At 72.2% G+C, this 23564-nt stretch carries 25 protein-coding genes; 20 read left to right on the forward strand and 5 right to left on the reverse strand.

The genetic code is table 11. The annotated features are described in order from the left end of the window. Nucleotides 1-73: 73 nt before the first annotated feature. Nucleotides 74-670 carry a hypothetical protein gene (locus ACWEF6_RS24020; RefSeq protein ID WP_310972680.1) on the forward strand — a complete coding sequence of 199 codons (597 nt, stop codon included), beginning with the start codon at nt 74-76 and terminating at the stop codon, nt 668-670. Between the two features lie 110 nt (nt 671-780). Here the strand turns inward: ACWEF6_RS24020 and ACWEF6_RS24025 are convergent, their stop codons facing one another. Beyond that, on the reverse strand, nt 781-1716 hold the full coding sequence (locus ACWEF6_RS24025) for a ferritin-like domain-containing protein (RefSeq protein WP_449685003.1): 936 nt from the start codon (nt 1714-1716) through the stop codon (nt 781-783). A 118-nt stretch (nt 1717-1834) separates the two neighbouring features. On the opposite strand from ACWEF6_RS24025, the gene rimP reads away from it, so the two are divergent. The 8 genes from rimP (at nt 1835) to ACWEF6_RS24065 (ending at nt 9049) form a co-directional block, all read left to right on the forward strand. Beyond that, nucleotides 1835-2368 (forward strand): ribosome maturation factor RimP, encoded by a 534-nt coding sequence (gene rimP, locus ACWEF6_RS24030; RefSeq protein WP_449685004.1) that lies wholly within the window; start codon nt 1835-1837, stop codon nt 2366-2368. Continuing rightward, nucleotides 2365-3411, forward strand: coding sequence for a transcription termination factor NusA (gene nusA, locus ACWEF6_RS24035; RefSeq protein ID WP_043785288.1), 1047 nt, complete (start codon nt 2365-2367; stop codon nt 3409-3411). The genes rimP and nusA overlap by 4 nt, the downstream gene beginning before the upstream one ends. Nucleotides 3412-3488: 77 nt before the next feature. Beyond that, a complete protein-coding gene (locus tag ACWEF6_RS24040) occupies nt 3489-3806 on the forward strand; it encodes a YlxR family protein (RefSeq protein WP_310972566.1) in 318 nt (105 codons plus the stop codon). Between the two features lie 78 nt (nt 3807-3884). After that, nucleotides 3885-6887, forward strand: coding sequence for a translation initiation factor IF-2 (gene infB, locus ACWEF6_RS24045; protein WP_449685022.1), 3003 nt, complete (start codon nt 3885-3887; stop codon nt 6885-6887). Nucleotides 6888-6958: 71 nt separating this feature from the next. Continuing rightward, complete coding sequence (locus ACWEF6_RS24050; RefSeq protein ID WP_003083991.1) at nt 6959-7252, forward strand: DUF503 domain-containing protein; 294 nt, start codon at nt 6959-6961, stop codon at nt 7250-7252. A gap of 19 nt (nt 7253-7271) precedes the next feature. Next, complete coding sequence (gene rbfA / locus ACWEF6_RS24055) at nt 7272-7754, forward strand: 30S ribosome-binding factor RbfA (RefSeq protein ID WP_310972567.1); 483 nt, start codon at nt 7272-7274, stop codon at nt 7752-7754. Between the two features lie 3 nt (nt 7755-7757). Then, nucleotides 7758-8576, forward strand: coding sequence for an alpha/beta hydrolase (locus ACWEF6_RS24060; RefSeq protein WP_449685005.1), 819 nt, complete (start codon nt 7758-7760; stop codon nt 8574-8576). Next, nucleotides 8573-9049: a hypothetical protein gene (locus ACWEF6_RS24065; RefSeq protein WP_449685006.1), complete on the forward strand. Its 477-nt coding sequence runs from the start codon at nt 8573-8575 to the stop codon at nt 9047-9049. The genes ACWEF6_RS24060 and ACWEF6_RS24065 overlap by 4 nt, the downstream gene beginning before the upstream one ends. Here the strand turns inward: ACWEF6_RS24065 and ACWEF6_RS24070 are convergent. Beyond that, entirely contained in the window at nt 9046-9663 is a 618-nt protein-coding gene (locus ACWEF6_RS24070) for a class I SAM-dependent methyltransferase (RefSeq protein WP_449685007.1), read from the reverse strand. The two genes, ACWEF6_RS24065 and ACWEF6_RS24070, sit on opposite strands and share 4 nt — an antisense overlap. After that, on the reverse strand, nt 9660-10202 hold the full coding sequence (locus tag ACWEF6_RS24075; protein WP_449685008.1) for a TetR/AcrR family transcriptional regulator: 543 nt from the start codon (nt 10200-10202) through the stop codon (nt 9660-9662). The genes ACWEF6_RS24070 and ACWEF6_RS24075 overlap by 4 nt, the downstream gene beginning before the upstream one ends. A gap of 153 nt (nt 10203-10355) precedes the next feature. On the opposite strand from ACWEF6_RS24075, the gene ACWEF6_RS24080 reads away from it, so the two are divergent. Together ACWEF6_RS24080 and ACWEF6_RS24085 are read left to right on the forward strand one after the other, a co-directional pair. Then, complete coding sequence (locus ACWEF6_RS24080; RefSeq protein ID WP_449676607.1) at nt 10356-10586, forward strand: hypothetical protein; 231 nt, start codon at nt 10356-10358, stop codon at nt 10584-10586. 32 nt (nt 10587-10618) lie between these two features. Next, nucleotides 10619-11746, forward strand: coding sequence for an SPFH domain-containing protein (locus ACWEF6_RS24085; protein ID WP_449685009.1), 1128 nt, complete (start codon nt 10619-10621; stop codon nt 11744-11746). 4 nt (nt 11747-11750) lie between these two features. On the opposite strand, the gene ACWEF6_RS24090 is transcribed toward ACWEF6_RS24085, so the two are convergent. Continuing rightward, nucleotides 11751-12782: a TRM11 family SAM-dependent methyltransferase gene (locus tag ACWEF6_RS24090; RefSeq protein ID WP_449685010.1), complete on the reverse strand. Its 1032-nt coding sequence runs from the start codon at nt 12780-12782 to the stop codon at nt 11751-11753. A gap of 25 nt (nt 12783-12807) precedes the next feature. Here ACWEF6_RS24090 and ACWEF6_RS24095 point away from each other — a divergent pair, with 25 nt between their 5' ends. The 3 genes from ACWEF6_RS24095 to ACWEF6_RS24105 all read left to right on the forward strand — a co-directional run bounded on the left by ACWEF6_RS24095 (nt 12808) and on the right by ACWEF6_RS24105 (nt 17070). Beyond that, nucleotides 12808-13797 carry a DHH family phosphoesterase gene (locus ACWEF6_RS24095; protein ID WP_449685011.1) on the forward strand — a complete coding sequence of 330 codons (990 nt, stop codon included), beginning with the start codon at nt 12808-12810 and terminating at the stop codon, nt 13795-13797. A gap of 315 nt (nt 13798-14112) precedes the next feature. Further along, nucleotides 14113-15435 (forward strand): MATE family efflux transporter, encoded by a 1323-nt coding sequence (locus ACWEF6_RS24100; protein ID WP_449685012.1) that lies wholly within the window; start codon nt 14113-14115, stop codon nt 15433-15435. 312 nt (nt 15436-15747) lie between these two features. Continuing rightward, entirely contained in the window at nt 15748-17070 is a 1323-nt protein-coding gene (locus ACWEF6_RS24105; protein ID WP_449685013.1) for an MFS transporter, read from the forward strand. On the opposite strand, the gene ACWEF6_RS24110 is transcribed toward ACWEF6_RS24105, so the two are convergent. Then, nucleotides 17015-17524 carry a GNAT family N-acetyltransferase gene (locus tag ACWEF6_RS24110; protein ID WP_449685014.1) on the reverse strand — a complete coding sequence of 170 codons (510 nt, stop codon included), beginning with the start codon at nt 17522-17524 and terminating at the stop codon, nt 17015-17017. The two genes, ACWEF6_RS24105 and ACWEF6_RS24110, sit on opposite strands and share 56 nt — an antisense overlap. A 63-nt stretch (nt 17525-17587) precedes the next feature. Here ACWEF6_RS24110 and truB point away from each other — a divergent pair, with 63 nt between their 5' ends. The 6 genes from truB (at nt 17588) to ACWEF6_RS24140 (ending at nt 23430) form a co-directional block, all read left to right on the forward strand. After that, nucleotides 17588-18493 carry a tRNA pseudouridine(55) synthase TruB gene (gene truB / locus ACWEF6_RS24115; RefSeq protein WP_449685015.1) on the forward strand — a complete coding sequence of 302 codons (906 nt, stop codon included), beginning with the start codon at nt 17588-17590 and terminating at the stop codon, nt 18491-18493. 27 nt (nt 18494-18520) lie between these two features. Continuing rightward, entirely contained in the window at nt 18521-19504 is a 984-nt protein-coding gene (locus tag ACWEF6_RS24120; RefSeq protein ID WP_449685016.1) for a bifunctional riboflavin kinase/FAD synthetase, read from the forward strand. A gap of 74 nt (nt 19505-19578) precedes the next feature. Beyond that, complete coding sequence (locus ACWEF6_RS24125; RefSeq protein WP_310972580.1) at nt 19579-20052, forward strand: helix-turn-helix transcriptional regulator; 474 nt, start codon at nt 19579-19581, stop codon at nt 20050-20052. Continuing rightward, nucleotides 20052-20555, forward strand: coding sequence for an RNA 2',3'-cyclic phosphodiesterase (thpR, locus tag ACWEF6_RS24130; protein WP_449685017.1), 504 nt, complete (start codon nt 20052-20054; stop codon nt 20553-20555). The genes ACWEF6_RS24125 and thpR overlap by 1 nt, the downstream gene beginning before the upstream one ends. Before the next feature lie 132 nt (nt 20556-20687). Further along, nucleotides 20688-20957, forward strand: a complete 270-nt coding sequence (gene rpsO / locus ACWEF6_RS24135) for a 30S ribosomal protein S15 (protein WP_003084034.1) — start codon at nt 20688-20690, stop codon at nt 20955-20957. 220 nt (nt 20958-21177) lie between these two features. Next, nucleotides 21178-23430, forward strand: coding sequence for a polyribonucleotide nucleotidyltransferase (locus tag ACWEF6_RS24140; RefSeq protein WP_449685018.1), 2253 nt, complete (start codon nt 21178-21180; stop codon nt 23428-23430). The last annotated feature ends 134 nt before the right edge of the window (nt 23431-23564 follow it).

Below are 23564 nucleotides of genomic sequence, written 5' to 3' on the forward strand. Positions count from 1 at the left end.
TGGTGCGCATTTCACCCCAGGCCCGTCCGACACGGCCCCGCTGGGCGCGGTACCCCCGCAGCCCCGCCCGCCCGTGCCGGGCCCGCCGGCTCGTGACACCCGGTCCCTGCTGCTCAAGGGGGCCGGGCTGGTCGCGATCGCCGTCGTCTCCGGGCTGCTGTGGTTCCTGATCCGGCACGACTCGGCGCCGGACGAGCCGGTCGCGCAGCCGCCGGCGCAGAACACCGGGCAGTACAAGTTCACGCTGGTCGCGGGGCCGGCGAAGACGACGGACTGCGTCGAGAAGTCCTACGGCGATACGAAGGCGTTCTTCCAGGACAGCCCGTGCCAGTCGCTGGTGCGCGCGCTGTACACGACGGAGTCGGGCGGCGCGAAGGCACTGGTGTCGGTGGCGCTGGTGGGCATGCCGGACTCGTCGAAGGCGAAGGCGCTCAAGGCGCTGACCGAGCGGGACGGCACCGGCAACGTCACGGACCTGGTGAAGGACAAGACGTTCGCCGGCAGCGGCACCCCGAGCGTGAGCGGCAAGGACGCGGCGTACTCGTCGAAGGTCGACGGCACGAACACGACGATCGTGCTCGCCGACTTCTACGACAAGCACAAGGACGAAAAACTGATCGAGAGCATCGCCGACGACGCCCTCCGCCTGTCGGCCGACCTCCACTCCTGACCCAGGCCCCGAGCGCCCCAATGTGGCGTTGGTTGCGTCCAACGCACCGAACGCCACATTGGGTGCGCTGGACGCACCGAACGCCACATTGGGGCGCTTGGGCGGGGCGGTCAGGAGTTCTGGCCCGGCAGGGCGATCGCGACCGGCTTCTCGCCCGCCTCGGATCGCCAGGGCGTGCCGCGGCGGGAGGCGGCGACCAGCGCGTGCAACGCCGTGGTCCGCAACCCCGCGTCGTCGGTGTGGTCGATCACCGCGAGCCACGCCGACGCGCAGTCCGCCTCGGCCGTCGCCACCACCTGGGACGCCGACTTCGCGTCCGTCACCGGGTTCTTCGGCACGTACGCCGCCTCCGGGGCCACCGGGGTCGCCCCGGCCGCCGCCAGCGCCGTCTGCAGGAAGTCGCGGCGCAGGGCGTGCTCCGCCGCGCCGCTCTTCTCCGCGTCGCCGAACTCGCCCGGCAGGAACGCGCTGACCAGGCCGTACACCCACACCGCGGCGTGCTCGGCCGCCAGCGCCGCCTGCAGCGGGTCCACCGCCTCCGGCGGGATCGCCCCGGCCGGGGCGGTGCCCACCTTGGGCGCGTCCTCGCCCGGGCCCAGCGCCGGGGCGATGCGCTGCAGCGACGCGCAGCCCGCCGCCACCGCCGCGACCAGCCCGGCGCGGTAGCGCGGCAGCCCGCCGACGAGGTCTTCGGCCTGCTTGCGCGCGGCCGCCAGCCGGTCCTTCAGGTCGCCCAGCGCGGCGGGCGCCGGCGGCGCCGCGGACGGCGACGGCGTGGGCCGGTTCAGCCGGTCCACTTCGGACTTGAGGGCGGCCGCGTGGGCCGCGCGCGCGTCGGCGAGCTGGCCGGCGGCGTCGGCGTCGGCCCCCTTCGCCAGCGCCCGCGCGGCGTCGGCGTCGGCCTGGGCGGCGGCGAGCAGCGGCTGCAGCGGGTCGGGGCTTTCGTCGTAGCCGGGCCCGCAGGCGGCGAGGGGAACGGCCAGTGCGGCCAGCGCCCCCGCGCGGAGGGCGGTACGACGGGTCAGCTCGGTCGGTCTTCCGGTCACGCCGCCCCATCCTGCCAGGCCCCGGGGCGGCCCCGCCGCTCGCGCGGGGTGAGCGGGCGACCGGATAAGCTGGTCCACCACCGACCCGACCACCCAGCCCGAGCAAGGAGACCCCCACGTGCCAGGAGAACTCGCCAGCCGGCTTCAGCCGATAGTGGCCGAAGCCGTCACCGCCGCGGGTTTCGACCTCGATTCGTTCGAGGTGCAGCAGGCCGGCCGGCGCCAGCTGGTCAAGGTCGTCGTCGACGCCGACGACGGGGTCGGGCTGGACGAGGTCGCCGAGGTCAGCCGCAAGGTCTCGGCGGCCCTCGACGAGAACGACCACGTGCTGGCGAGCGCCTACACGCTGGAGGTCACCTCGCCGGGGCTCGACCGCCCGCTCACCCAGGCGCGGCACTGGCGGCGCGCGCGGTTCCGGCTGGTCAAGGTCACCCCGGCCGACGGCGCGGCCTTCATCGGCCGGGTCGGCCACGCGGGCGAGCACGCCGCCCGCGTCCTCGAAGGCGGCAAGATCCGCGACGTCCGCTACGCCGACGTGGCGAAGGCGGTCGTGGAGATCGAGTTCAAGCAGCCGCCCGCCGAGGACCTGAAACTGCTCGAAGACGACGCGTCCGGCTCGATCGCGGCCGAGACGGAGAAGGGGTCGAAGTGAACGTCGACATCGCCGCGCTGCGGGCGATCGAACGGGACAAGGACATCCCCTTCGAAACGGTGATCGAGGCCATCGAGACGGCCTTGCTCACCGCGTACAAGCACACCGAGGGCCACCAGCCGCACGCCCGCATCGACATCGACCGCAAGACGGGCCTGGTGCGCGTGCTCGCGCACACGCTGACCCACGACGGCCAGGTCGACGAGGAGTGGGACGACACCCCGGAGGGGTTCGGCCGGATCGCCGCCACCACCGCGCGCCAGGTCATCCTGCAGCGGCTGCGCGACGCCGAGCACGAGAAGACCTTCGGGGAGTTCTCCACCAAGGAGGGCGAGATCGTCGCCGGCGTCATCCAGCGCGACGCCCGCGCGAACGCGCGCGGCATGGTCGTGGTCCAGGTGGGTGACACCGAGGGCGTGCTGCCGTCCGGCGAGCAGGTCGCCGGGGAGTCCTACGAGCACGGCAGCCGGATCAAGGCGTACGTGGTCACGGTCTCGCGCAGCAACCGCGGCCCGCAGATCACGCTCTCGCGCTCGCACCCGAACCTGGTGCGCAAGCTGTTCGCGCTCGAGGTGCCGGAAATCGCCGACGGGACGGTCGAGATCGCCGCCGTCGCGCGCGAGCCGGGGCACCGCACGAAGATCGCGGTCAAGTCCACCGTGCCGGGCGTCAACGCCAAGGGCGCGTGCATCGGCCCGGTCGGCGCGCGCGTGCGCAACGTGATGAGCGAGCTGGCCGGTGAGAAGATCGACATCATCGACTACTCCGAGGACCCCGCTCGCTTCGTCGGGAATGCGCTGTCGCCCGCGAAGGTTGTCTCGGTACGAGTCGTGGACGAGCGGGCGAAGACGGCCCGCGTCGTGGTGCCGGACTTCCAGCTGTCGCTGGCGATCGGCAAGGAGGGCCAGAACGCCCGCCTCGCCGCCCGCCTGACCGGCTGGCGGATCGACATCCGCAGCGACGCCGCACCGGCGGACGACGAGGGTGATCAAGACCACGCCCGTCCGCCGCGGCCCGCCGCGACAACCGGTTCGGCTGAGTGAAGGTCGAAGCGCTAGACTCAGGAGTGGTTCGAAGCCCGCGGCGGGTAGCCGAGCACCAGCCCCACCGGAATTCCCCGGTGCGGACTTGTGTCGGCTGCAAGCGGCGGGCATTGATCGGTGAGCTGCTGCGCGTGGTCGCGGTGGCCGGGCGGGTGGTCGTCGACGAGCGTCGGCGGCTGCCGGGCCGGGGGGCTTGGCTGCACCCCGACCCGGACTGCCTGGCCAAGGCCGAACGGCGGCGAGCCTTCCCGAGGGCCCTGCGGGCTCCCGGGGCGGCCGACGCCTCGGAGGTCCGCGAGCACGTCGGGCGCACCACCCCGCACCACGAACCCGGGATGTCCCCGGGGTCGCGAGGAAGCAAGGAAGCAGGTCGACCCGTCATGAGTCAGCCGTGAAGCTGAAGCCATGAGCGTCAGACAATAAGGACGAGGTCAGCGGGTTTTCCGCCTGGCCTCCCCTAGATGAGGAGAGTTGTGCCAGGCAAGGCCCGCGTACACGAGCTCGCGAAGGAGCTCGGCATCACCAGCAAGGACGTGCTCGCGAAGTTGAAGGAACAGGGCGAGTTCGTCAAGTCCGCGTCGTCCACGGTCGAGGCGCCCGTCGCCCGCCGTCTCCGCGACGCGTATGCGCCCAAGGGCGCGAAGAAGCCCACCCCGACCCCCGGACCCTCGGCGCGCCCCGGCCCGCCGGCCGCCAAGCCCGGACCCGCTGCCCCGAAGCCCCCCGCGCCTGCCCAGCAGGCTCCGGCGGCCCAAGCGGCGCCCGCTCCGGCCGCGTCGGCTACGTCGGCTCCGGCGGCACCCCAGCAGCAGGCGCCCGCGGCGTCGAAGCCGGCCACCCCGGGGCAGCGCCCCGGCCCCCGGCCCGGCCCGCGCCCGGCTCCGGCCGCGCCCCAGCAGCAGGTCCCGGCGGCCAAGGCCGAGACTCCGGCTGCGCCCAAGCAGGACACCCCGGCCGCGCCCGCGCAGGGCACCGGCTCGGTCGTCCCGCCGAAGCCGCAGGGCCCCAAGCCCGGCGGTCCCAAGCCCGGCCCGCGCACGCCGCGCGTCGGCAACAACCCGTTCGGCGTCGGTTCCGGCGCCCCGGCTCCGCGTCCGCAGGCGCCGCGCCCCGGTGGCGGCCAGGGCGGCGACAACCGGCCCCCGCGTCCCGGCGGTGGCGCCGGCGGTGACCGTCCGGCCCCGCGGCCGGGTGGTGGCGCCGGTGGCAACCGGCCGAGCCCGGGCAACATGCCCCCGCGGCCGAACCCCGGCATGATGCCGGGCCGCACGCAGCGGCCCGCCGGTCCCGGTGGCGGCGCCCGCGGTGGTCCCGGTGGCGGCGCCCGTGGCGGCCCCGGTGGCGGCGGTCGTCCCGGTGGCGGCGGCGGCGGTTTCCGCGGCGGTCCCGGTGGTGGCGGCGGCGGTGGCTTCCGCGGCGGCCCCGGTGGCGGCGGCGGTGGCGGCGGCTTCCGCCCGGGTGGCGGCGGTCCCGGTGGGGGCGGCGCCCCGGCCGGTGGCGGCGGCTTCCGCGGTGGCGGCGGCGGTCGTGGCGGCCCCGGTGGCCGTGGCGGTACCGCGGGTGCCTTCGGGCGTCCCGGTGGTCCCTCGCGCAAGGGCCGCAAGTCGAAGCGGCAGAAGCGCCAGGAGTACATGGACAACATGCAGGCGCCCAGCGTCGGCGGCGTCCGCCTGCCCAAGGGCAGTGGCGAGACGATCCGGCTGCCGCGCGGTGCCTCGCTGACCGACTTCGCCGAGAAGATCGACGCCAACCCGGCTTCGCTGGTGCAGGTGCTCTTCCACCTCGGCGAGATGGTCACCGCGACGCAGTCCGTGTCGGACGACATCCTCGAGCTGCTCGGCGGCGAAATGAACTACAACGTTCAGGTCGTCAGCCCCGAGGAGGAGGACCGCGAGCTCCTGGAGACCTTCGACATCACGTATGGCGAAGACTCCGGCGAGGAAGAGGACCTGCAGGTCCGGCCGCCCGTCGTGACCATCATGGGTCACGTCGACCACGGTAAGACCCGCCTGCTCGACACGATCCGGAAGACGAAGGTCCGCGAGAGCGAGGCCGGCGGCATCACGCAGCACATCGGTGCGTACCAGATCGAGACCGAGCTCGAGGGCAACCCGCGCCTGATCACCTTCATCGACACCCCGGGGCACGAGGCGTTCACCGCCATGCGTGCCCGTGGTGCGAACTCGACCGACATCGCGGTGATCGTGGTGGCGGCCGACGACGGTGTGATGCCGCAGACGGTCGAGGCGATCAACCACGCGCAGGCCGCCAAGGCCCCGATCGTGGTCGCGATCAACAAGATCGACAAGGAAGGCGCGAACCCGGACAAGATCCGGCAGCAGCTGACCGAGTACGGCCTGGTCGCCGAGGAGTACGGCGGCGACACGATGTTCGTCGAGATCTCCGCGCGGCAGAACATCAACATCGACGGCCTGCTCGAGGCGATCCTGCTGACCGCCGACGCCGCTCTGGACCTCCGGGCCAACCCGGACATGGAGGCCCAGGGTGTCGCGATCGAGGCGCACCTCGACCGCGGCCGCGGCCCGGTGGCCACCGTCCTGGTCCAGCGCGGCACGCTGCGCGTCGGTGACTCGGTCGTGGCGGGTGACGCCTACGGCCGCGTCCGCCGGATGGTCGACGAGCACAACGTCGACGTCACCGAGGCGCTGCCGTCGCGGCCCGTCCAGGTCATCGGGTTCACCTCGGTGCCGGGCGCGGGCGACACCTTCCTGGTGGTCGACGAGGACCGCGTCGCCCGGCAGATCGCCGAGCGCCGCTCCGCTCGTACGCGCAACGCGCTCAACGCGTCGCGCCGCAAGCGGGTCAGCCTCGAGGACCTCGACTCCGCCTTGAAGGAGACGAACAGCCTCAACCTGATCATCAAGGGTGACAACTCGGGTACGGTCGAGGCCCTCGAAGCCTCGCTGCTCCAGCTGGACGTCGGCGACGAGGTCGAGCTGAACGTGGTCCACCGCGGTGTCGGTGGCGTGACCGAGTCGGACATCGACCTGGCGACCGCGTCCGACGCGATCGTCCTCGGGTTCAACGTCCGGGCCCAGGGCAAGGCGACCGAGCGGGCCACCCGCGAGGGCGTCGACGTCCGGTACTACACGGTCATCTACCAGGCGATCGACGAGATCGAGCAGGCCCTCAAGGGCATGCTCAAGCCGGAGTACGAAGAGGTCGAGCTGGGCCGCGCGGAGGTCCGCGAGGTCTTCAAGTCCTCCAAGATCGGCACGATCGCGGGTTGCCTGGTCATGTCCGGCGAGATCCGGCGCAACGCCCGGGCGCGTCTGCTCCGCGACGGCACCGTCGTGGCGGAGAACCTGCCGATCAGCTCGCTGCGGCGGTTCAAGGACGACGTGGTCGAGGTCCGCGAGGGCTACGAGTGCGGTCTGACGCTCGGTTCGTACGGTGACATCAAGGTCGACGACATCATCGAGACCTACGAGCAGCGCGAGAAGCCGCGCGCGTAAGGATGTCCGGCACCGGGTGTGCGCTTCCCGCGCACACCCGGTGCTTCCCTACTACACCACCAAAACTGCCTATGTTCGTCGGAGCTCTCGAGCTCGACATCCTGCTCGGCGACGTCCATTCGCTGAAGCAGAAGCGATCCGTGGTCCGTCCGGTGCTGGCCGAGGTGCGCAAGCGCTTCGCCGTGTCGGTGGCCGAAGCCGGGCACACCGACCTGCACCGCCGGACCCTCATCGGGGTGGCCGTGGTCGCCGAAGGTGGCGAGCACGTCCGGGACGTGCTCGACTCGTGTGAGCGGTACGTGGCGAGCCGGCCGGAGTTCGAACTGCTTTCCGCGCGCCGCCGGCTGCTCGGTCCGGACGATTAGCATTTTCTAGGAGAACGACATGGCCGATCCTGCTCGGGCTCGCAAGCTCGCCAAGCGGATCTCGCAGATCGTCGCGTCGGCGATCGAACACGAGGTCAAGGACGCCCGCCTGGACTACGTGACCATCACGGACACGAAGGTCACCGGCGACCTGCACGACGCCACGGTGTACTACACGGTGCTCGGCGAGAAGCTGGACTCCGTGCCGGACTTCGCCGGCGCCGCCGCCGCGCTCGAATCGGCGCGCGGGATGCTGCGCACCAAGGTCGGGCAGGGCACCGGCGTCCGCTACACGCCGACGCTGACGTTCGTCGCCGACACGATTCCCGAGGAGTCGAAGCGGATCGAGGACCTGCTGGCGAAGGCCCGTGAGGCCGACGCCGAGGTGGCGCGGCGCGCGGCCGAAGCCCAGCACGCGGGCGACGCCGACCCGTACAAGGCCCCTCGCGAGGCCGAAGACGCCGAAGACGACGAGTTCGCGGAGGAGGAGAGCCGGGGCTGACCCGTGCTCTCCCGTCGCGGCCTGCTCGCCGGCAGCGCACTGGCGCTGCTGGCGGGCTGCTCGTCTTCCGAGCCTCCTCCCGGACCGCCCCCGGTCCCGGCGCCGGCCCGCCCTTCGGCGTTGCCCGGGCCGGTGACGGTCCAGCGCATGCCCTCGGCGGCCCGCGGCACCGACGTCGACCTGGTGCTGATCACCCCGTCCGGGGTGCCGGCCGCGGGGTTGCCGGTCTGCCTCGCCCTGCACGGCCGCGGTGCTCAGGCGCGGACGTTCCTCTCCCTCGGCCTCCCCGACGTTCTGACGGCGGCGGTCCGCGCCGGAACCCCGCCGTTCGCGATCGCGGCCGTCGACGGTGACCACTATTGGGTGAATGTCGGCGGCGGTGACGACCCGCAGCGCATGCTCACCGACGAAGTCCCCGCCTGGCTGGCGGCTCGCGACCTGCGTCCGCCGTCGGCGGTGTTCGGCATCTCGATGGGCGGCTTCGGGGCATTGCGGTTCGCCCGGGCCCACCCGGATGTGAAGGCGGTGGCGACGGCGAGCGCGGCGCTGTTCGTCAGCTGGCCGGATGCCCGCAGCCGCAAGGTGTTCGCGGACGAAAAGAACTGGCGCGCGGAGGAACCCCTGCTGCACACTGCCGATCTGCGCCCCGCGGGCCTCGGCGTGTGGTGCGGCGAGTCGGACCCGTTCCTGGGTGCGGATCGCCGGCTGGTGAAGGCGGTTTCGCCGGAAGTGTCCCGGTTTTCACCGGGAGGACACAACGACGACTACTGGCGGGGTGTGCTGCCGGAGATCGTGAAGTTCGTGGGGGAGCGCGTGGCATGACCGACCCGTCCGGCCTGTCCAAGGCGGTGTGGACCGACGCCGACTTCCCGCAGATGGGCTGGCACGACAGCCGCATCCACGCAATCGCCCTCACCGAGGACGACGACCTCCCGCCGGGCCGGCTCCTGCTGGACTTGGACTACCTCGTCCGCTGGGTCGAGCCCGCCCGTCGGCAGCAGCACTTCACGTTCTGGGTCGCCCCGGCCACCCTGGTGTTCGATCAGGCCTGGGACATCACCGGCGACGTCGGCCCCCTGTACGGCGGCTTGGAGGTCGCGGACCTCCACCGCCTCGACCCACCGGACGGCAAGCCGTACCCCGCCTGGCACCTGGAGGGGCACGAGTTCGAGCTGAAGTTCCGGGCCCGCGGCTTCCGCCAGTACCTCCGCCGGCCGCCGCAGCACATCGACCGGCAGGTGCTCACCCTCAGCCAGCGCGGGGGACTCAGCTTCGCCGAGCAGGCGTTCGCCTAGGTCCGGGCGAACAGGATCGCCTGCGAAACCTCGGCCCCGGGGTTCAGCGCCCACTCCGCCTCGACCGTGAACCCGGCCTCCCGCACCCGCCGGGCCAGCCACCAAGGCTGCCGCAGGTGGACGTGGACGCGCATCGGGTGCCCGCCGTACCCCGACGTCTTCACCCGCGTGCCCACGCCGACGTGGTAGCCGATCGTCAGCAGCCCTCCCGGCCGCAGGACGCGGTGGAAGTGACCCAGTGTCAGCGGCACCGCCTCGTCCGGGACGTGGATCAGCGACCAGGACGCCAGCACGCCCGCGACCGACGCGTCGGGCAGCGGGAGGTCCGTCATCGAGCCCACCTCGAACCGCAGCTCCGGGTGCGATCGGCGGGCGAGGTCGATCATCCCCGGCGAGAGGTCGATGCCGGACGCGTCGACGCCCAGCGAAGCCAGGTACGCCGTGAAGTGGCCCGGACCGCAGCCGACGTCCACCGCCGGTCCGTCGACCTGCGTGGCGAACAGCGTCAGCGCCGCCTTGAGGTACGGCTGCTTCTCCAGCGCGTCGGACACGAACTCGGCGTAGCTCGAAGCCACCGTGTCGTACGACGCGGCCGTGTCCGCGAGCCAGGTCATCGCGCGCGCAGGCCGTCGAGGACCATGCCGAGCGCGCGCCGCCAGTCCGGGGTGGCGGTTGCCGCCGCGAACACGATCGGCAGGTCGGTGCCCCGGAAGTCCTTCCGCAACGCGCCGGCCTCCTGGGCGCGCGTGATGATCCGGTGCATCCGGGAACCGTTGGCCTGCTTGGCTTTCTCCAGCCCCGACGCCGGGTCGAACGTCCGCGAGCACACCTCGGTGAAGCCGCGGTCGGAAACCTGCATCTGCACCGAACGTTCCAGGAACAGGACGAAACCGTCCCACGGGTCCTCGCACGCGAGGGCCTCGTCCAGCACGGCCTGCGCTTCTTCCAGCGTCGGCAGGAACGCGGCTTCGACGAGGTCCGCCCGCGTCGGGAACCGGTTGTACAGGGTGCCGATGGCGACCTCGGCCCGCCGCGCGATCTCGTCGAGCGGGGCGTCGACCCCCTTGGCGCCGAACACTTCCCGCGCCGCCGCGACCAGCGCCTCGCGGTTGCGCCGGGCGTCCGCGCGCAGGGGACGGTGCTCGACGCTCACGTTGCGCAGTATAGCCGCGTACGCCCGAGCGGCCCGCCTGGTTGCCTTCTGATCGGAACCTCACAGTGTCCGCTTCGCGCGCCCGGCGGGAGCACAATGGTGCCAGCGGGGGTCAACCCGCACCGAGACGGCCACCGAGGGAGGTCGGCACCCGTGCACTCCGACCTTTCCCCGTCCGGCCGCACCGGAGTCCTCCTGGTCGGCACCCGCGGGCAGCGGGGCCCCGGGGAGGTGCTGATCAGGATCAGGGGCGGCCTGGAAACCTTCCTTGCCTGGTCCGACACGGAGCTGCCGAAGGGCACGACCGTCCTGGTCGTGGAAACCCGGGGACGGCGCACGGTCGACGTCGTGGCGTGGGACGCCTCGGATCCCGCTTCTCCGTAACTCCAGAAGGACAGCCGATGTTCGGTTATCGCGTGCCTGCTCCCAACGAGGCGATGCTGATCTCCGGGGGAAAGAACAGCAAGGGCACGTCGCCGTTCCGGGTCGTCACCGGCCACGGTGCGTTCGTCATGCCGGTCTTCCGGAAGGTCCGGTTCCTCACGCTTTCCATGTGCGAGGCCGAAGTGACCGAAGTGTGCGTCACCAAGCAGGCCATCGCCCTCACGGTCCGGGCGGTGATCGCGTTCAAGGTCGGCAACGACACCGAGAGCATCGTCAACGCCGGTCAGCGGTTCCTCTCCGACCAGGACCAGATGTCGGTCCTGACCGGCCGGATCTTCGCCGGGCACCTGCGCTCGATCATCGGGTCGATGACCGTCGAGGAGATCATCACCGAGCGGCAGAAGCTCGCCACCGAGGTGCTGGACGGCTCGGCGGTGGAGATGGCGAAGATCGGTCTCACCGTGGACGCGCTGCAGATCCAGTCGATCGACGACATGAAGCTCGGCTACATCGCCGCGATGGCCGCGCCGCACAACGCCGCCATCCAGCGGGACGCGCAGATCGCCCAGGCGGTGGCGAACCAGACGGCCGCCGAGGCCGAGCAGAAGTCCCAGCGGACGCAGGCCGAGTACGCCCGGCAGACGTCGATCGTGCAGGCGCAGTACCGCGCCGAGGTCGAGGCGGCGCAGGCCCAGGCCGCCCAGGCCGGCCCGCTCGCGCAGGCGAGGGCGCAGCAGGAGGTCATCGACGCGCGCACCGAGCTGGCCCAGCGCGAGGCCGAGCTGCGGCAGCAGCAGCTGGTCGCCGAGGTGATCAAGCCCGCCGACGCCGAGGCCGAGCGGATCCGCATCCTGGCCGTCGCCGAGGCGGAGAAGATGCGCATCCAGGCGGAGGCGGCCGCGTCGCACAACCGGGTCGCGCTCGACCGGATGCTCATCGACCAGTTGCCGCAGATCGTCAAGGAAGCCGGGCGGGGACTGTCGGGGGCGAACGTCAACATCCTCAACGGCGCCGACGGCCTCGGCGAGATGGCCGCGGGGCTCGTCGGCCAGGGTCTGTCCATTCTGGACTCGGTCAAACGCGGCCTGAGCACCCCGCCGGCGCCCGCCCCCGCGCCGGAATCGAACGGTCAGGTCGCCAAGCCCGAACTCACCCAGTAACGCTTCAGGAAGCCGGTTTCACCGCGACGACCAGGTCCCGCAGGATGGCCTGGTCGACGCGGTGGGCGAACTCTTCCCACGGGCCGCCTTCGCGGACGTCCAGCCCGGCTTTCCGGAGCACCTCGACCAGTTCTTCCCGCGGCAGCACGGTGGTGTTCCACGAAATCCCGAGCGCACCACCGGGCTTCAGCACCCGGGTCCACACCGGAACGGCGGCCGCGAGCAGGTCACGCGGGCTGCGCTGGAGACCGGTCTCGCGGTGGCTGCCGTGCTGGACGCCGTACGGGGCGTCGGTGACGATCACGTCGCAGGAGTTCGCCCGCAGCACCTCGTCGGTGGTCAGGGTGTCGGCGTTGAAGTAGGTGAGCTTGCGCGTGTCGCCCGCCTTGTACGCTTCCTTGTCCAGGGCGTATTCGATGTCGAGCCGGCGGCCCAGCCGGACCTTGTTGCGCCGCAGCTGGCCCGAGTCCGCGGTGTGCTTGACGCGCTTGTTCCGCAGCCAGGTCTTGATGAACGCCTCGTAGGCCTCGAAGTCCTTGGCGTCGACGTCCAGGCCGGTCGCGTGCAGGCCGTACATCATCGCCTGGTTGAGCGTGGTGCCGCGGCCGCACAGCGGGTCGAGCAGGTACTTCGGCTTGGCCGAGAACGGGTCGGCCGTCGCCAGCAGGGTGACGTTCACCAGCAGCTTGGTGAACAGCTCGTTCGTCTTGCCGGCGTACTTCTGGATGGTCAGCAGGTCCGAGTCGGCCTGCGCCAGCGGCGTCACGGGCACCGGCCGGAGCACGCCGTCGCCCAGCTCGAACAGCGCGTACAGGGACGAGACGTTCGACAGCAGCGCGAGGTCGCGCTCGCCGAGGGGCGCCGAGCTGGTGAAGCGCACGTAGCCGACGCCGCCGAGCTCGACCTCCTCGATCGCGGACAGCTCGGCCGCCAGGCCCGCGCCGAACACCGCCAGCTCGGCGCGCAGCAGCGCGGGGGAGGAGGCGGCGTAGACCCGGTTGGCCGACGGGTAGACCAGCATCGCGTACTCAGGCATCCCGCAGAGCGTAGCGTGACGCACCGTGACCCCTACTTCGGCGCAGGACATCCGGGCGGCGGCGGCGCTGCTCGCCCCGGCCACCGACGTGACGATCCTCGGCCACGTGCGGCCGGACGCGGACGCGCTGGGCAGCGCACTGGCCCTCGGCCGGGCCCTGCGGCAGCGCGGCGCCCGCGTGCGCGTCTCCTTCGGCGAGCCCGACGAGGCCCCGGAGACGCTGCGCTGGCTCGACGAGGACGGCCTGCTCACCCACCCGGACGACCTCCCGGACTCCGAGGCACTGCTCGTGTGTGTCGACACGCCGACACCGAAGCGGCTCGGCCGGCTCGCCGGGCGCGTCGAACTCGCCGGCGCGGTGCTGGTGATCGACCACCACGCGACCAACACGTACTACGGCACCTGCCACGTGGTCGACGAGAGCGCCGAGGCCAGCGCGGTCCTCGTGTTCCGCGTCCTGGAGGCACTGGGCGCCGAGCTGGACGAGCCGATCGCGCGCGGGCTGTACGCCGGGATCGTCACCGACACGAGCGGGTTCCGCCGGGCCAGTCCGGAGACGCACCGGATGGCGGCCCGGCTGCTGGAAGCGGGCGCCGACGCGGAGGCGATCGTGCGCCGGATCGTCGACGAGCGCCCGTTCGCCTGGCTGCCGATGCTGTCGTCGGTGCTGCGCGAGGCCCGGCTGGAGCCGGAAGCCGCGCAGGGCCGGGGTTTCGTGCACGCGGTGGTCGGCCTCGACGCGGCCCGCACGGTGCGCGGCGAGGAGGTCGAGTCGGTGATCGACGTCGTCCGCTCGGTGCGCGAGGCGGCCGTCGCGGCCGTGCTCAAACAGGACCCGGCGCAGCCCGGGCAGTGGCAGATCTCGTTGCGCAGCATCGGCATCGACGTCTCGGCGGTGGCGGCGGAGTTCGGCGGCGGCGGGCACCGGCAGGCCGCGGGCTGCACGATCGCGGGCTCGGCGGCGGAGGTCGTCGCCGGGCTGCGCGAGGCGCTGGAGCGCGCACCCCTGCTCTGATCCCGCGTTCCCCGTGGTGATCGCCGACCGGTGCCGAGCGAAACAGACGGCACGGCATCCGGCACGCCTGCCCCCGGCCGGGAGCGCAGGGAGGCCGGGATGACCGAACCGACCGAAGCGGTCGGTGACCGCCGCGACGGGCCGCTGACCCGACCCACGCGGACGGAGTCCGGCTGGTCCGCCGGGCCGGCGCGCCGCGGATCAGGCCGGGCAGGGCCGTCAGCAGCCGGTCGGTGCGCCGCCCGCGCTCGGGGCCGTGGGCGGAGCACGTCCGGCCGGGCGGAACTGTCGGTGGCGGCGGTTAGAGTCCGGTTCGTGGCGAACGTGGAGGAGATCGAACGGGTCCCGGCGAAGCGCGTGCTCGGCCTGGCCGTGCCCGCGCTGGGCGTGCTGGCCGCCGAGCCGCTGTACGTCCTGGTGGACACCGCCGTCGTCGGCCACCTCGACGCGCTGTCGCTGGCCGGGCTCGCGCTCGGCGGCGTCGTGCTGGCCCAGGTGTCGAGCCAGCTGACGTTCCTGTCCTACGGCACGACGTCCCGCACCGCCCGGCTGCACGGCGCCGGCCGCCGGGCCGACGCGGTGCGCGAAGGCGTGCAGGCGACGTGGCTCGCGGTGTTCGTCGGCCTCGTCGTGCTGGTCGCCGGGCAGCTGCTGGCCTGGCCGATCGCGCGGGTGCTGTCGGGCAGTGACGAGATCGCCTCGGCCGCCGTGTCGTGGCTGCGGATCGCGTTGTTCGGGGCGCCGCTGATCCTGGTCACGATGGCCGGCAACGGCTGGATGCGCGGGGTGCAGGACGCCGCGAAGCCGCTGCGGTACGTGCTGGCGGGCAACGGGATCTCGGCCGTGCTGTGCCCGGTGCTCGTGTACTGGGTCGGGCTGGGGCTGGAGGGTTCGGCGATCGCGAACGTCGCCGCGCAGGTGATTTCGGCGTCGCTGTTCGTCCTGGCGCTGGCCCGCGAGAAGGTCGGGCTGCGGCCGGACTTCGCGGTGATGCGCGCCCAGCTCGGCCTGGGCCGTGACCTGGTGCTGCGCAGCCTGGCGTTCCAGGCGTGCTTCGTCTCGGCGGCGGCCGTCGCGGCCCGGACGTCGACCGAAGCGGTCGGGGCGCATCAGGTGGTATTGCAGCTGTGGACGTTCCTGGCGCTGGTGCTGGACTCGGTGGCGATCGCCGCGCAGTCACTGGTCGGGGCGGCCCTGGGGGCGAACTCGGCGCGGCAGGCGCGCGGGGTCGCGGCGCAGATCACCGGGTACGGCCTGCTGCTCGGGTGCTTCCTGTGCGTGCTGTTCGCGGCGCTGTCGTGGGTATTGCCGCACGCGTTCACGTCCGACCCGGGCGTGCTGGCGGAGATCCCGCACGCGTGGTGGTTCTTCGTGGCGCTGCAGCCGATCGCGGGCGTGGTCTTCGCCCTGGACGGCGTACTGCTGGGCGCGGGTGACGCGGCCTTCCTCCGCAACGCGACGCTCGGCAGCGCGGCCCTCGGCTTCCTCCCGCTGATCTGGGCGTCCCTCGGCTTCGGCTGGGGCCTCACGGGCATCTGGACCGGCCTGTCCCTCTTCATGGTCCTCCGCCTCGCCGCGGTCCTCGCCCGCTGGCGCTCCGGAAACTGGGCGATAACGGGCGCCACCCGCCCCGCCTGAACCCGTAACTCGCGTGAGCAGCCCCGTAACCCGCGTGATTGGAGCCGTAACTCGCGTGATCAGACCCGGATCTCGCGGTTACGGCCCCAATCACGCCAGTTCCGGCTTCAATCACGCGAGATCCGGCCTCGATCACGCGAGATCCGGCTTTGATCACGGGCGGCGGGCCTCTGAGCTTGGGTGATGGGGGTTACCTGTGGGGAAAACCACCCGGGTTGCGGCTATGGTTCACGGTTGCTTAGGCGATACAAGTAGTAAGGACGGCAGCGTGGGCGTCCTGCGCCCCGAATCGCCCCACCCCTGGAGGAACCTGTGCCCGCCACCGGCCGTGCCACCGCCCGGTCCTGGCTGATCTGGCTCGCCGCCGTCACCGTGTACCTCCTCGCCGTCTTCCACCGGACGTCCTTCGGCGTCGCCGGGCTGCAGGCCGCCGAGCGGTTCGGCGTCGGTGCGGCCGCGCTCGGCACCTTCACCGTCCTGCAGGTCGGCGTCTACGCCGCGATGCAGATCCCGACCGGTGTCCTGGTCGACCGCTACGGCCCCCGCCGCGTCCTCACCGTCGCCGTGCTCGTCCTCGGCGCCGGCCAGCTCCTGCTCGGCTTCGCCCACTCCTACGGCCTCGGCCTGCTCGCCCGCGCCGTCCTCGGCCTCGGCGACGCGCTCACCTTCGTCAGCGTCCTGCGCCTGGTCGCCGCCCACTTCCCGGGCCGCCAGTACGCCCTCCTGACGTCGTTCACCGCGGCCGTCGGCTACATCGGCAACCTCGCCGCCACCGTCCCGCTCGCCCTGGTCCTCGACGGCGCCGGCTGGACCCCCACCTTCCTGGCCGTCGGGGCCATCACCGTCCTCTACACCGCCGTCGTCGCCCTCCGGGTCCGCGACGTCCCGGCCGGCGAACAGCCGCCGGTCCGCGAGGAAGTCCGCCCCCGCGAGCTCGCCCACCGGGTCGCCGAGGCCTGGCGGACGCCGGGGACGCGCCTGGGCTTCTGGGTCCACTTCAGCACGATGTTCGCCCCGAACGCCCTGACGCTGCTCTGGGGCGTCCCCTGGCTCGTCCAGGGCCAAGGCCAGTCGAAGGCCACGGCGAGCGCGCTGCTCACCGTGTTCGTCTTCGGCTCGATGGCGGGCGGCCCGGCGCTCGGCGGCCTGATCGGACGGCGCCCGTCGCTGCGGATGCCGCTGGTCGGCGGGTACATCGGCGGGGCCGCGCTGGTCTGGGCCGTGCTGCTGGGCTGGCCGGGCCAGGTGCCCCTGCCGGTCTTGGTGCCCGCGTTCGCCTTCCTCGCCCTAGGCGGCCCGGCGTCGATGATCGGCTTCGCCCTGGCGCGCGACTACAACCCGCTCAGCCGCGTCGGCACGGCGACCGGCGTGGTCAACGTCGGCGGCTTCGTGGCGACGACGTTCGCCGCGCTCGCCGTCGGCGTGCTGCTCCAGGCCACCGGCGGGAACTTCCGCGTCTCGCTGCTGGCGCTGGTCGCGGTGCTCGCCTTCGGCACCTTCCGGATGCTCGTGTGGTGGCGCCGGACGCGCACCCACCTGTTCCTCGCCGAGGCCCGCGGCGAGGAACTGCCGGTGCGGATCACCCGGCGCCGCTGGGACGCCGCTCTGCCGGAGACGCCGATCGTCGCCGCCTGACCGGCGCCTGCAGCAGCTCCGGCGCCACCGCGAACCCGCGCCGCTCGTACGCGGGCACCGCACGCGGCGACGAGTGCACGGTCACCCGCTCCAGGCCCAGCTCCCCGGCCAGCCGCAGGACGCCCTCGATCAGCTGCCCGCCGAGGCCGGCGTCACGCGCTTCCGGCACGACGTACACGCTCTGCAGGTCCCCGGCGGCCCGGGACGGCGCCGCCGGGGTCGGCACCCGCGGGGTGATCGCCAGGAACGCCATCCCGAGCACCCGGCCTTCGCGGACCAGGACGAGGCAGCGGTGGGTGGCCGCGTTCTCCCGCGCCCAGGCGGCGAATTCCCGCACGAACGCGGCGCGGCCGTCGGCGGGCAGGCCGTCGCGCTCGGCCACCCAGCGCCACCGCAGCGAGGCGACTGCTTCCAGTTCCGCGGGCCGGGCGGCCCGGACTTCGATCTCCGTCACGCCTCCATCGTGGCCGCCCGGCCGTCCTCCGATCCACGACGAGCGGCCGCTAGGGTTTGCCGCGTGCCGAGCCCGAAACCGCCCCGCCGTCCCGCCCCGCCTCCCGGCCTCCTCATCGTCGACAAGCCCGCCGGCATGACGTCCCACGACGTCGTCGCGCGCGCCCGGCGGATCATGGGGACCCGCAAGGTCGGGCACGCGGGGACGCTCGACCCGATGGCGACCGGCGTGCTCGTGCTCGGCATCGAGCGCGCCACCAAGCTGCTCGGCCACCTGGCCCTGGACCGCAAGACCTACCTGGCCACCCTCAGCCTCGGCAGCAGCACCACGACCGACGACGCCGAGGGCGAAGTCCTCACCACCGCCGGGACCGCGGCCGTGAAGGACGAAGACATCGCCGCCGGCGTCGCCAAGCTGACCGGCGACATCCAGCAGGTGCCCAGCGCGGTCAGCGCGGTCAAGATCGACGGCAAGCGCGCCTACGCCCGCGTCCGCGCCGGCGAGGACGTCGTCATCCCGGCCCGGCCGGTCACCGTCTACCGCTTCGACGTCCTCGCCGTCCGCCACGAGGACGACCACGTCGAGGTCGACGCCGTCGTCGAGTGCTCCTCCGGCACCTACGTCCGCGCGCTGGCCCGCGACCTCGGTGCCGACCTCGGCGTCGGCGGTCACCTGAAGGCGCTCCGGCGCACCACCGTCGGCCCCTTCACCCTCGCCAAGGCGAGGACCCTCGACCAGCTCGAAGAGCAGCCCGAACTGAGTCTCGACCTCGACGCCGCCGTCGCCGCCGCGTTTCCGCGCCGCGACCTCGACGCCGCCACGGCGAAGGCGGTCCGCCACGGGCAGCGCATCCCGGCGGCCGGGCTCGAGGGCACCTACGGGCTCTTCGGTCCCGACGGCCGGGTGCTCGCCCTGGCCGCCGACGAACAAGGCGTGTCCCGCGCGGTGGTCGTGTTGCTGCCCGCCTAGGGTGGGCTCGAGAGACGGGAGTGTGACGTGCTGCGGTGGCGTGGGCTGGGGGACCTTCCCGGCAGCTGGGGCCGGTGCGTGGTCACCATCGGCGTGTTCGACGGTGTCCACCGCGGGCACCAGGAGCTGATCAGCCGGACGGTGGCGGCGGCCGCCGAGCGCGGTCTGCCGAGCGTCATGGTGACGTTCGACCCGCACCCGTCGGAGGTGTTGCGCCCGGGCAGCCACCCGGCGCAGCTGACGACGTTGCGGCGCAAGGCCGAGATCGTCGAAAGCCTCGGCGTCGACGTCTTCTGCGTGCTGCCGTTCACCCTCGAGCTGTCCCGGCTGCAGCCGGAGGAGTTCGTGCACGAGGTGCTGGTCGACCGGCTGCACGCGGCCGCGGTGATCGTCGGCGACAACTTCACCTTCGGCGCCAAGGCGGCCGGCAACGTCGAGCTGCTGCGCACCCTCGGCCGCCGGTTCGGCTTCGCCGCGTACGGCGCCGAGCTGCAGGGCAAGGAACTGTCCGAAGAGGACCAGTCGGCGATCACCTTCTCCAGCACGTACGTCCGGTCCTGCATCGACGCCGGTGACGTGGTCGCCGCCGCCGAAGCGCTCGGCCGCCCGCACCGCCTCGAAGGCATCGTCGTCCGCGGCGACGGCCGGGGCCACGAGCTCGGCTACCCGACGGCGAACCTGTCGACCCCGCGCTTCGCCGCCGTCCCGGCCGACGGCGTCTACAGCGCGTGGTTCACCCGTTCGGCCGACCCGGCGCGCCGGCTGCGCGCCGCCGTCTCGGTCGGCACCAACCCGACGTTCTCCGGGCGCGAGCGGACGGTCGAGGCCTTCGTCCTCGACGTCGACGAGGACTTCTACGGCCAGCACGTGGCCATCGACTTCGTGACGCGGCTGCGCGACCAGGTGCGGTTCGCCGACTCGGCCGGGCTCGTCGCGCAGATCGACGACGACGTGGTCGAGACCAGGAAGGCACTCGAACTGCCCCCGGACGCCCTGACCGGGGACGAATAGGGGATTCCGCGTCCACGAACCGGGCAGCGATGGCAAGATGCTCACGGACGGTGTGCGCGAAAAAAGGGGAGCTGGTGGAGGACCACAAGATCGTCCAGCGGAACATCGCGTTGCAGCGCGAGTGGTACGGGGAGCCGCTCGGTGACCGCGTGCGCCGGCTCGTCGTCGCGTTCGACGTTTCGCAGGCGTTCCTGGCCGAGGTCCTCGGGATCAGCGCCCCCATGCTCAGCCAGGTGATGAGCGGACGGCGGGCGAAGATCGGCAACCCGGTCGTGCTGGCCAGGATGATCATGCTCGAGCGCAAGATCCTGGTGCCCGAGGTCGCCGCCGGCAACCGCGACGCGATGCTGGCCGCGATGGAGGACGTCCGCGACTCCCGGCCCACCGTCGGCCGCGACAACATCCCGGTCGTCAACGAAGACCAGAAGGTCCTCGCCTACCTGCGCGACCTGGCCGAAGACGAGGACCTCGGCGAGGCCGCCAAGCGCCTCGACGACGACTTCCCGGCCATCGCCGACCTGCTCCGCCGGGCGGGCAACGGCGCCTGATGCCGGTCCTGTTCAGCGCGCTGCTCCCGCCGGAGGACGTCGTGGCCGAACTCGCCGCGGCCCTCGGCGAGACCGGCGACGGCCTGCGCTGGGAGCCGCCGGAGCGCTGGCACATCACCCTCGCCTACTACGGGCCGGACGACGTCCAGACCCGCGCTGACTGGCTGGGGGAGCGGCTGGCCGGCCGCCCGGCCGTCGACGTCCGGCTGGAAAAGGCCGCGACGTTCCCCGGGGTGCTGTGGTTGACTGTCGCCGGACCGGAGCTGACGCCGCTCGCGAACGCCGCGGGCGCCGGTGCCGACCCGAGGCCCTACCGGGCCCACCTGACGCTCGCGCGGTTCCCCCGGGAAGAACCCGGGCTCGCCGCGCGTTGGACCGAACGCCTCACGAGCTTCACCAGCCGGCGCTGGCAAGCCACCGAAGTGGCGCTGATGACCAGCGAGCGCGAGCGGGGTGGTCCCCGCTACTCCGTGGCCCGCTCCTTCGAGCTGGACCGCGGCTGAAGACGCAGTTCAGCGGGCTGGTAACCTCAACGATCGGGTCCGGCTGCAGTCCGTGGCGGCCGTGACCGTCTTCCCGGCGTGCAACCGGCGTCCGGGGCCGCACGGCACTGATTATTTCGAGGAGCAACACAAGTGGCGCTGTCCACCGAAGAGAAGAAGTCGATCCTGGCCGAGTACGGCGTGCACGACTCGGACACCGGATCCCCCGAGGCCCAGGTGGCGTTGCTCACCAAGCGCATCGTCGGCCTCACCGAGCACCTCAAGGCTCACAAGCACGACCACCACTCGCGTCGCGGGCTCCTGCTGCTGGTCGGCCGTCGCCGCCGGCTGCTGAACTACGTGATGAAGGTGGACATCGAGCGTTACCGTGCGCTGATCCAGCGCCTCGGCCTGCGCCGATAGCTTTACCCGAGGGGGAGTGACCACGCGGTCGCTCCCCCTCGCCACAAACGGCGCGAGCGCGCACGAGGGTCCGTCCGCCGGTCCTCGGTAGTGGTTCCCGGGAAGCGTCCCGGGAGCTTCGATCGAAGACCGGCCTCATTCCTCGAGCGTCCTCAGGCGAAACGGGTCCCAGGGTGGGAGACTCGCGTCGTACGAAGGAACTAAAGAGGAGAAACACCCTATGACCGACTCCACCGGAGTCACCGTGCACGAGACCGAAGCCGTCATCGACAACGGCCGGTTCGGCACCCGCACCGTCCGCTTCGAGACGGGCCGCCTGGCCAAGCAGGCCGCCGGCGCCGTGGTCGCGTACCTCGACGAAGAGACCATGCTGCTCTCGGCGACGACCGCGTCGAAGCACCCGAAGGAGCACTTCGACTTCTTCCCGCTCACCGTCGACGTCGAAGAGCGCATGTACGCCGCGGGCCGCATCCCCGGCGCGTTCTTCCGCCGCGAGGGCCGCCCGTCGACCGACGCGATCCTCACCGCCCGCCTGATCGACCGCCCGCTGCGCCCGTCGTTCACCGACGGTCTCCGCAACGAGATCCAGGTCGTCATCACCGTCCAGAGCCTCAACCCGGACGACCCGTACGACGTGCTGGCCATCAACGCCGCGTCGGCGTCGACCCAGATCGCGGGCCTGCCGTTCTCCGGCCCGGTCGGCGGCGTGCGCGTCGCGCTGATCGAGGGCCAGTGGGTCGCGTTCCCGACCTGGTCGCAGCTGGAGAAGGCCACCTTCAACATGGTCGTGGCCGGCCGCATCGTCGGGGACGACGTCGCCATCATGATGGTCGAGGCCGAGGGCACCGAGCACACGCTCGACCTGATCGCCGCCGGCGGCAAGGCGCCCGACGAGACCTCGGTCGCCGAGGGCCTCGAAGCCGCCAAGCCGTTCATCAAGTCGCTGTGCGAGGCGCAGCAGCGCCTGGCCGCCGACGCCGCCAAGCCGACCGGCGAATTCCCGGTCTACCCGGCCTACCAGCAGGACGTCTACGAGGCCGTCGCCGCCATCGCGACCGACGACCTGGCCCGCGCCCTGCAGATCGCCGGCAAGCAGGACCGCGACGCCGCGACCGACGAGGTCAAGGCCGCCGTCCTGGAGAAGGTCGGCCTCGGCGAGGGCGAAGCCTTCGAGGGCCGCGACAAGGAAATCGGCGGGGCGTTCAAGGCCCTGACGAAGAAGATCATGCGCCAGCGCGTCCTCACGGAGAAGATCCGCATGGACGGCCGCGGCCTCACCGACATCCGGTCGCTCGCGGCCGAGGTCGCGGTGATCCCGCGGGCGCACGGCTCGGCGCTGTTCGAGCGCGGCGAGACCCAGATCCTGGGCGTCACCACGCTGAACATGCTGCGCATGGAGCAGCAGATCGACTCGCTCTCCCCGGAGACGACCAAGCGCTACCTGCACCACTACAACTTCCCGCCCTTCTCCACCGGTGAGACCGGCCGCGTCGGCTCGCCGAAGCGCCGCGAAATCGGCCACGGCATGCTCGCCGAGCGCGCCCTGGTGCCGGTGCTGCCGAAGCGCGACGAGTTCCCGTACGCGATCCGCCAGGTCTCCGAGGCGCTGGGCTCCAACGGCTCGACGTCGATGGGCTCGGTCTGCGCGTCCACCATGGCGCTGTACAACGCCGGCGTGCCGCTGAAGGCGCCGGTCGCGGGCATCGCGATGGGCCTGGTCTCCGACGAGGTCGACGGCGAGACCCGCTACGTCGCGCTGACCGACATCCTCGGCGCCGAGGACGCCCTCGGCGACATGGACTTCAAGGTCGCCGGCACCAAGGACATCATCACCGCGCTGCAGCTCGACACGAAGCTCGACGGCATCCCGTCGGAGGTCCTCGCGGCCGCGCTGAAGCAGGCGAAGGACGCCCGCAACACCATCCTCGAGGTCATCGCCGAGGCGATCGACGGCCCGGACGAGATGAGCCCGTTCGCGCCGCGCGTCACCTCCGTGAAGATCCCGGTCGACAAGATCGGCGAGGTCATCGGCCCGAAGGGCAAGATGATCAACTCGATCACCGAGGAGACCGGCGCCGACATCTCCATCGAGGACGACGGCACGATCTACGTGGGCGCGGCCGACGGCCCGTCGGCGGAGGCGGCGATCGACAAGATCAACGCCATCGCCAACCCGCAGCTGCCCAAGGTCGGCGAGCGCTTCCTCGGCACCGTGGTGAAGACGGCCGCGTTCGGCGCGTTCGTCTCGCTGCTGCCGGGCAAGGACGGCCTGGTGCACATCTCCAAGCTGGGCAACGGCAAGCGGATCGCCAAGGTCGAGGACGTGGTCAACGTGGGCGACAAGCTCCGCGTCGAGATCGCCGACATCGACAACCGCGGCAAGATCAGCCTGATCGTCGTCAAGGAAGACGAGGCCGCCAAGCCCGCCGAGGGTGACAAGCCGGCCGACGCCGAGAAGGCCGACGCCAAGTAACACCAGTTCCGCCGAAGGCCTCCTACCGCGGCGGCGGGGGGGGGGGGGGGGGGGGGGGGGGGGGAAACCCGAAAAACAACAAACCCCCCCCCCCCGCGGGGGGGGCGGCACGGAGCTAATAAAAAACAAAAAAC

The organism is Amycolatopsis sp. NPDC004772 (assembly GCF_053601215.1).